Genomic DNA, 3,244 nt, shown 5'->3' on the forward strand with positions numbered 1-3,244 from the left:
AATCAGGCTGCGCACCAAGGCAGACGCATTAAAATTTTAAAGGCATAAAAAGAAGCGTAGCTTCGAAAAAATATTGTAAAAACGGGTTTCAACCCGTTTAAAACCATCAAAATGTTGTTGAGAGCCATCGGCTCGTTACATTATGCACCGTGCCGATGGCACTTATTTCTATGGAAACTCCTCTATAACCGTGCTAAAGCACGGCTTTACAAAATTGAATCGAACCGATGGCTCTTCATAAGAATTTTAATGCGTCTGCCCTGGTATGGTGTTATTAACCGGCAGCAGTCATAAAATAAGCTGTAAGAATCGTGCGTAGCGTGCGGCTAACAAAAAAGACCTGCCGGCCGCAATCATTTCCCTGAACAGAAAAAGAAACACCGTATTATTTGTGTAAGCATTGAATATGATCAATGTTGATTATGTAAACAGCCCTTATAGGCGCCGGGCGTAATACCTTCCGTTTTTTTAAAAAGGCGCACAAAATAATTAATATCGCTGAAACCGCATTGATAGCTCACTTCACTGATACTGTTTTTAGGATCGGCTAATAAATGCTTGGCAAGCTTTATTCTTTCACGGTTTATATACTCAAGCGGTGTAATGCCAAATTGTTCTTTAAACCATTTAAAAAAATCGTTGCGGTTTAAATACGCCTTGCGGGATAAGGTATCAACAGAAATTTTTTCGGTGAGATGCTGTTCAATAAAATTCAGCACATAATGCATGCGGCTTTTATTGGCAGAATCGCCGGCTTCTGATGCAACCTGCATTAAATGCTGGCTTTGCACCAGCCTTATCAGCAGCTCTTTCAAACTGAGATCGGCATAAATATTTTTAGCAACGTCGCTGCTGCTGCAAATTCGTATCAGTTTATTAATAAGGGCGCTTACTTCATTGTCGTTGGCAAAATGATATTGATTGAATTGCAGCTTCCAGTCATACCAGATATCCTTATCATTATAAAACTCGTTCAGGTAATTCAATATATCATTAACATAAGGCTTGTCAACGGCCAGCGCAATACATTGGGTAGGGTTAGCCACATTTGCTTCCGGAAAGTCAATTACCATTGTAGCGTTGGCAGGAACAATAACGGTTTCGCCGGGCAAATAATTAAATGCGGGCTTATCAAACAGGTGCATCACCTTTTTGCCACGCACCATGCTGGTAATAACAAAATCATTAAAGGTAAGCGGCACACGATATGTTTCCTGGTAACTTTCAAAAACATTCAGTTCACAATTCTTCAGGTTAAAGACCCGCCTGTTCTCCACCAGTGTTTGCAGGTATTTAGGATGGGTAAGGTCTATCTTATTAAGAAAACTTTTCATAGCCTGAATAATATTTTTTTTGAATCACTAATATACCATTCCTTTTTATGAAAATCAGTTAAAAGTACAATTGTGCTACAAAAGAGTACAATTGTGTGGGCATTTGAATAATGAAAAGCGGAAGTTAGAGGTATTAAATAACGAAATAAAGCTTCTATATGAGTACAACAGCAGCAGCGCCAAAGCCTGCCATGGCCATCAGGCCCCGATTTAAAGAAAAATACGATCACTATATCGGAGGTGAATGGGTAACCCCGAGCAGTGGTGAATATTTTGACAATATTTCTCCCATTGATGGCAAACCTTTTACCAAAGCCGCAAGGGGCAATGCAAAAGATATTGATAAAGCCATTGATGCCGCTGCAGCGGCATTTAAAACCTGGAGCAAAACAGCAGCTGCTTATCGCAGCAATTTGTTATTAAAGATTGCACAGGTTATTGAAGATAATTTAGAGCAGCTTGCTATTATAGAAACTATTGATAATGGTAAAGCGCTCAGAGAAACCAAAGCAGCCGATTTGCCTTTGGTGATTGATCACTTCCGCTATTTTGCCGGTGTTATCCGCAGCGAAGAAGGAACGATAAGCGAGCATGATGAAACAACCGTAAGCATTAATTTACATGAACCGATTGGCGTTGTGGGGCAGATCATTCCATGGAATTTTCCATTGCTTATGGCCGCATGGAAGATTGCGCCGGCATTGGCGGCGGGCTGTACGGTAGTGGTAAAACCGGCCGAGCAAACGCCTACAAGCATCATGTGCCTGATGGAGCTCATCGGCGATATTTTGCCCAAAGGGGTTTTAAATATCGTTACGGGTTTTGGCTCGGAAGCAGGCAAGCCGCTGGCGCAATCGCCTAAAGTAAATAAAGTGGCTTTTACGGGCGAAACAACCACCGGGCGTTTGATTCTGCAATACGCTTCAGAAAACATCATTCCTGTTACTATGGAATTAGGCGGCAAGAGCCCCAATATTTTCTTTGAATCTGTGGCGGATGCCGATGATGATTTTTTTGATAAGGCCATTGAAGGCGCCGTAATGTTTGCGCTTAACCAGGGTGAAGTTTGCACCTGCCCCAGCCGTGTGCTGGTGCATGAAAAGATATACGATAAGTTTATGAGCCGAGTGCTGCAGCGCACCAAAGCCATTAAGATGGGCAATCCATTGGACCCCACTGTAATGATGGGCGCACAGGCCAGCGAAGACCAGTACAATAAAATACTCAGCTATCTCGACATAGGCAAACAGGAAGGCGCAGAAGTATTATGCGGTGGTGAAGCTTTCCATCAAAACAGCGGCCTTGAACATGGTTATTATATTCAGCCAACCATCTTTAAAGGCAACAACAAAATGCGCATTTTCCGGGAAGAAATATTCGGACCTGTTACATCGGTTACAACATTTAAAACAACAGAAGAAGCCATCAGCATAGCCAATGATACTTTATATGGTTTGGGCGCCGGTGTATGGACAAGGGATGCGCATGAAATGTACCAGGTGCCAAGGGCTATACAGGCAGGCCGCGTGTGGGTGAATTGTTATCATGCTTATCCTGCACATGCTCCGTTTGGCGGGTATAAAAAATCAGGCTTCGGCAGAGAAACGCATAAAATGATGCTGAACCATTATCGCCAGACCAAGAACATGCTGATTTCCTACAGCAGACAAAAACTCGGGTTCTTTTAGTTAGAATGGTCATAAGCAACGGACGGGCAGCAGCGTTTGCTGCTGCTCTCTTTTTGTCTGAACCTGGATTTACAGGATTATAAGATTAACAAGATTAATGACTATCCGTAATTTGGAAATAGCTAATTATATTAGTATTTTTGTCTAAAATAATTAGCTATGAATATGTCAGAATTTTTCAGCAGGTATGCCGATGAAGATAGCTGCCGCCGTTTTTTCAAG

General features: G+C 42.0%; 2 protein-coding genes. One reads left to right on the top strand and one right to left on the bottom strand.

Annotated elements, in window-relative coordinates; all coding sequences use genetic code 11:
• Positions 1-410: 410 nt before the first annotated feature.
• On the bottom strand, positions 411-1,334 hold the full coding sequence (locus QM629_RS02420; protein WP_415156822.1) for an AraC family transcriptional regulator: 924 nt from the start codon (positions 1,332-1,334) through the stop codon (positions 411-413).
• 158 nt (positions 1,335-1,492) lie between these two features.
• Between QM629_RS02420 and QM629_RS02425 the strand changes: the two genes are divergently transcribed.
• Positions 1,493-3,022, top strand: a complete 1,530-nt coding sequence (locus QM629_RS02425; RefSeq protein WP_415156824.1) for an aldehyde dehydrogenase family protein — start codon at positions 1,493-1,495, stop codon at positions 3,020-3,022.
• Positions 3,023-3,244: the final 222 nt, after the last annotated feature.

This window comes from Parafilimonas sp., assembly GCF_047606085.1.
GTDB lineage: Bacteria > Bacteroidota > Bacteroidia > Chitinophagales > Chitinophagaceae > Parafilimonas.